This is a genomic window from Nitrospinaceae bacterium, assembly GCA_018669005.1.
Taxonomy (GTDB): domain Bacteria; phylum UBA8248; class UBA8248; order UBA8248; family UBA8248; genus UBA8248.
Genome location: JABJAL010000057.1, coordinates 22261 through 28260 on the forward strand (window position 1 = coordinate 22261; position 6000 = coordinate 28260).

The 6000-nt window shown below is 54.5% G+C and carries 4 protein-coding genes; 2 read left to right on the top strand and 2 right to left on the bottom strand.

Features of this window, described 5'->3' with window-relative positions:
- Positions 1-40: 40 nt before the first annotated feature.
- Together HOJ95_07785 and HOJ95_07790 are read left to right on the top strand one after the other, a co-directional pair.
- Positions 41-958 carry a carboxymuconolactone decarboxylase family protein gene (locus tag HOJ95_07785; GenBank protein MBT6394591.1) on the top strand — a complete coding sequence of 306 codons (918 nt, stop codon included), beginning with the start codon at positions 41-43 and terminating at the stop codon, positions 956-958.
- 78 nt (positions 959-1036) lie between these two features.
- The gene (locus HOJ95_07790) at positions 1037-2044 is read left to right on the top strand and encodes an amidohydrolase (protein MBT6394592.1); all 1008 of its coding nucleotides are present in this window, start codon (positions 1037-1039) and stop codon (positions 2042-2044) included.
- An 88-nt stretch (positions 2045-2132) separates the two neighbouring features.
- Here HOJ95_07790 and HOJ95_07795 read toward each other — a convergent pair whose 3' ends face one another.
- Positions 2133-5126 carry a response regulator gene (locus HOJ95_07795; GenBank protein MBT6394593.1) on the bottom strand — a complete coding sequence of 998 codons (2994 nt, stop codon included), beginning with the start codon at positions 5124-5126 and terminating at the stop codon, positions 2133-2135.
- Positions 5127-5354: 228 nt separating this feature from the next.
- On the bottom strand, positions 5355-6000 hold a 646-nt coding region (locus tag HOJ95_07800), incomplete at its 5' end, for a tetratricopeptide repeat protein (GenBank protein ID MBT6394594.1).

Below are 6000 nucleotides of genomic sequence, written 5' to 3' on the forward strand. Positions count from 1 at the left end.
CTTTGGATTAGACAAATTTCTTCAAACTGGAGGAGCCGTAATGTCGACCGAACACATCAACGAGAATATGGATCGAATCGTATCGAACATCGACACCAACCCGGACATGGATGCACGTATTGATCGAGCCTTGGAGGTTCGCAAGCAGATGGGCATCTACGGCGAGGGTGGCCAGATGGAACACGGATTCTACGGTGCAGCCCAAGCACAGGGAATTTTAGAATGGTGCTTCGGACTCGCCTGGGGTGGGCCCCTCCTTGACCTCAAGACACGCGAGCTTATTGTCATAACGGCACTCGTCTCTCAGCAACTAGACGGCGAGGTGGAGTGGCATGTCCGCAGCGGTCTGAACCTTGGGCTCACTCGCGAGGAGATTATCGCCGCCCTCACCCATCTCACCGTCTATTGCGGCTTTCCCAAGGCTAACCACGGAATACGCGCAGCAAAACGCGCGTTCGATAAAATCGATAAAGAAAATGGCGTCGAGCCCCCGGCGCCCTACACTGGAGCAAAGAAGGCGGCGGCAGAGGCGGCGGGCGACCGCCTCATGGCCCACGTCGATCCAAATCCTGATGCAAAGGCGCGGATCGAAAACGCCTTAAAAACTCGACAGAAGATGGGAATTTATGGAAAAGGGGGGCAGGCTGATGATGGGCTTTACAAAATTGCGCCCCACTACACACAAGCTCTTCTGGAGTATGGCTGGGGCATGGTCTGGAGCGATCCGGTCTTGGACATGAAAACCCGTGAGATAATATGCCTCGCTGCATTTGCCGCCCAGCAACTCGTCGACGAGGCGGAGTGGCACGTGCGCAGCTCCCTGAACCACGGGCTCACGCGAGATGAAATAATCGAGGTGTTCATCCAATGCTCTCCCTACATCGGCTTCCCGAAGACAAACGACATGCTGCGGGCGGCCAAGCGATCATTTGATCGGCTTGATGAGGAGAACACTTAATCGCTTGACGCCACAGGCTGCGTCATTATGATTTGATAACTTCTAAAAATATTCACCTCTTTAATAAAGGAAAAAATCATGATTATCGATCCCCATGCCCATATTGCACCCGAAGCTTTTATCGATGATGTGCGAGCCGGTCGATTCGGCTCAGATCTTTATATCGAAGCAGGCGAGCCGTGGGAGTATCTAGTCATTAATATCCCTGTTTTGGGCAAAGAAAATATCCACAGGAACAACCTTCCCCGGGAAACTTATGACGTTGAGATGCGCCTGGGTGACATGAAACAGATGGGGGTGGATCGGCAAATTCTTTCGGTGGTGCCGCCCATGACTTTCTACGGATTGGATGCGGGATTGAACCTCGAATTAGCGGCCTCGCTTAACGATTCCCTCTCAGAGCTTGCCCAGAAACATCCCGGCCAATTCTCTTGCATGGCAACGGCGCCGCTCCAGGCTCCCCAAAAAGCGGCGGATGAGCTTGAGCGCGCCGTGAAGGCGGGGCACCTGGGCGTTGAGATTGGCTCGAACGTGGCGGGAGAAAACTTGGACAATCCCGAACTTGATGTCTTTTGGGCCAAGGCGGACGAGCTTGATGTTCCCATCTTTATCCATCCCATCGATGTGATGGGCTCTCAGGACAGGCTCAAGGAATATCACTTGCGCAATTTCATCGGGAATCCGCTCGACACGACCATTGCCGTGGCATGCCTCATCTTCGGCGGCGTGCTCGATCGTTTTCCAGATATCAGGTTCTATCTTTCGCATGCAGGCGGATTTGTTCCCTGGATTCGCGGACGCTGGCAGCACGGCTATGGGGAGCGGGATGAGGCGAAAATGCATGGGGCCAAGGCGCCAGAGGAATATTTTGAGCGGTTCTACTATGACACCATTATCCACAACGCCGGGGCCTTCAAATATGCGGTGGAAACGCTAGGCGCAGATAATTTCCTCTACGGGACGGACTACCCCTTCGACATGGGCTACCTAGGAGCGGCACGGGAAATTCCGGGCCTCGCAGACCTTTCAGAAAGCGATCAAGAGAAAATTCTTTGCGGAAACGCTCAGAAACTCTACAAGCTCTAAGGAAAGAACGGCGCGCCAATATCTGCCCGAAGTTATTTATTATTTTTTATGTGCTTCGCGAATGCACTTAAAACTACATGCCCTAAATTTATGCTGGGCCCGATAGCAAACCGTTGAGGAGGTCCACCACCCGCTCTCCAAGCTGCACATCGGTGATTTTCGATTTCGTCAAGAATAGGGTGCTCCCCACCGAGACTCTGCGCCGCTGCTCCCCGGTCAATTCAGACGCCGAAAAAACGATTATCGGCACCCCAGACTTTTCTATTTCCTCCCGGAGCGCGTCAATCACATAAAAACCGTCGCCATCGTCCATCACGATATCGAGAATAATGAGGTCCGGCATTTTTTCCCGGCACATTTGAACGGCCAGCCGCCCGCTTGTTGCTGTACGTACCAATGTGCCCAAATTTCCGATCTGGCGCGAAAGAACGGTGAGCAACTGCTCATCGTCGTCCACGACAAGAACATCGGGCGAATTCTCCCCCCCGATGAAATCTCTCAGGCCGCGCATGAGTTTTTCCACATCTATTGGTTTGGTGAGCCAGTCGATAATAACGGGGCCGGCTACTCCGGGCTCATCGGAAGGTTCATCCCCGCTGACGATGATGACCGGCAAATCGGCGGTCTCGGGCGCCGCCCTAAGCCGCCCCTCAAGCTCAATCCCGCTCATTCCCGGCAGATGCACATCGAGCAAAAGGAGCGACACATCGTTATTCTTCAGGTACTCGAGCGCTTCTTCCGCCGAGGAGGCAGTGGCAGTGGCGTATTCCTCTTGTTCAATAATTGTCCGTACATACCGGACAAAATCCGGATCATCATCGCAAATAAGAACCGGTGGGCGGGACTTCCCGCCGCCCGCACCAAGCGCCGAGGAAACGGCTTCTTTTATTTCGGACCCCTGAAGGGTGAAATGAAAAACGCTTCCCTTGCCCATCTCGCTTTCGGCCCATATTTTCCCGCCATGTTGTTCGATAATGGCCCTTGAGATGGGTAGTCCGAGGCCGGTCCCCCCTTTTTCGCGTGTGTCAGATGAATCCACTTGCTTGAATTTATCAAAAATCATCCCGACCATATCGGCGGGAATTCCCCTTCCATGGTCGCTGACACTCACCTTGACCCGCCCGCCTTCCCGTCGAGCCGCGACAGATACCGTTTCTCCTGGGTCCGAGAATTTAATGGCGTTCGACAGCAGATTTGTCAGAACCTGAACAATGGTATCCCCGTCTGCCATGACTTCGACCGTCTCAACGTCAGCCTCAATAGTAACGCCATTATCAGAAGCCAACCCTTGCATCTCTTCCAACGAGCGGGTGACGAGTTTCCTCACAGACACCCTCGCCATTCGTAGCTCCATGGTTCCCGACTCGATTTTCTCCAGGTCAAGAATGTCGTTGATGAGGCGAATGAGGCGCTCGGAATTGTTAACGGCGATATCAAGCAGCTGCATCCCCTCGGGTTTCATGTCGCCCGCCACGCCGCCTTGAAGCAGGCCCAGCGAGCCCCGGAGCGAGGTGAGGGGGGTGCGGATTTCATGAGACACCACCGAAATGAACTCGCTCTTCATCCGGTCGATCTCGTGGCGCTCGGTGATATCCCGGATGAGGCCGCTGAAGTAGCGCTTGCCTTCGATAAAGTTTTCGCCGATGGAAAGCTCCATCGGAAATTTCTCTCCGTTCTTTCTCAAACCCTCCACGGCTCGGATCAAACCGATGGAGCGCTTTTCCCCGGTTCGGAAATAATTCTGGAGATATCCGTCATGCTCTTCATAGTAGGGAGAGGGCATCAACATGTTGACGTTTTTCCCGATCACCTCGCTCCCGGCATAGCCGAACATCTGCTCGGCGGCGCTGTTGAACAGACCGATGCGCCCCTGCTCATCAATGGTGATGAACGCGTCCATCGCCGACTCGAAAAGCGAGCGAAAGCGCAATTCACTCTCGCGCAAAATGCGCTCCGTGGCCTGCCGCTTTTCGGCATCCGAGTAGACGGTGAGAAATTTCGAAAACATCCCGACAAGCCCCACGAACAAGAACATCAACACACCGGTGGATACAACGATGATTTTTTGGGCGAGATAGAGGATGGAATACGCCCCCGAGGCATCCTCTTCAACGGCGATGCCGATTCCGTGATCCCCGTCCCAGAGCCAGGCGCCGACCACGGGAACGCCCCGGTAATCGCGATACGGCTCAAGGCCGACACCCGCCTTGCCCGTCACGGCGTGTTTCGCCATCCAGGTTAGGGGTCGGCTCTTCTTCGGGGTGGCGCCCTTTTCGCCCGCTATCAGGTTCACCCCCGGGTCCCTGATCTCGACGTTAAAGATACTGCTCACACCGGGGGGAATAATTCCGACCGAGCTCAGTTGCGGATCGAAACGGCTCTCGGAAAGCAGGCGCCCTTTTTCGTCAAAGGCGTACGCCTCGCCCGTTGAGGCGATTCTTCCACGCTTGAAAATCTCGGCGAAGTCGACGAGGGGATCGACTCGAAAAGCCAGGGCGGCGATCACGTCGCCCCGCTCGTTTTTAATCGGCGCCCCGACAAACATCGTGGGAAGCCCCGCGACGAAATTTCCCTTCGAATCCTGCAGAGGCACTTCCGAGGGCTGCGGATGGCTCAGGGCGGTTCGGCCGAGCAGTATTTTTAACAGGAATTCCTCTTGCTCGGCCAAAAGGCTGTTTTCCCCGATATTAGTATCGCGAGAAGAAGCCAGATTGATATTTCCGGGCGCAATGACAAAAAAACCCCGGTATCCACGAACTTTTGCTATCGGCTCGTACCAGGCCCGCAATACCGCCTGGGCAGGGGAATTTTTCAGGGAATCAGGTGCGTTCTGGAACAGCAAGAGCTCCCCGGTGAGCCGTCTGACCTCGGGCGTGCCCGCCCAGACAAGGGCCGCGGATTGCTGCTCCCCCACCCAGGTGTGGAAACCCTGGTTTGTGGCGGCAAGAACGCTTGAAAGCGTTTTTCCCGTCCTGACTTGTATTCTCGTCTTGACCCGGACTTGTACCCACCAAGAAGCTGCGCCCAGAAGGACCACAACGAATATCGCAACGAAAAATAGTAGTCCTCGCCGGAGGAACATTAATCAGAGTATCCCAGGATGAGTAAACCGTCGGCCTCGCGCCACGCCGGCATAGTTCCGATGCATAAATGGTGCTCAAAGCGCGAATACGGCACGGAGGAAAAACCCCTGAATTCCACCAGGAAGAATACAAGATTCGCGGCAATTAGGAAATTTATGATTTAATTCTCGTGCGACCCGTATATACACCTTCGTTTCCCGCAGATGAGCATAAAAGGGCCGGAAAATCTATTTGCTCTTGGCGGGAATCTGGCCAGCTTTTTCCTGAAGGGTTTTGAGAATCTTCTCGGCCTGGGGAAATTTGGGCCTAAGAACCAAAGCGCGACGAAGCGAGCCGATGGCCTGGGTCAGATCCCCGGACTCAGCAATGGCTATCGCCAAGTTGAAATAAATGACGGCATCGTCGGGCGAAATCACCGTGGCCTTTCGGTAATTATCGATGGCTTCCTTGAATTTCTTCTGTCGCCGGAAGGCGAGACCTAGCCGGTTGTAGTAATGGGCGTTGCTGGGGTCTTCCTCAAGGGCAAATGAGTATTCGGCCTCGGCCAGATCGGCCCGGCCTGCTTCAAGGAAAAATTCAGCCGCCGCAGCGCTACGAGAAGCAGCGTCGGGCTCGTTTTCTAGGGCTTTATGTAGAGCGATCTGTGCGGCATCCTCATCACCATTCTCAAGCAAATGCTTGGTCATCTTGAACTGGCGATCACGATTGTTGGGGCTGATCTCGACCGACTTTTTAAGCATTTCGAATGCTTCCTCAGACTTGCCTTCCTTTTCCAGGATGTTGGCCATGCCCTCGTAGCCCCGGGCACAGGCCTTGTCAATTTCAGTCGCCTGCTTGTAGCTCTCGCGGGCCTCTTCATCGTTGCCCAACTCC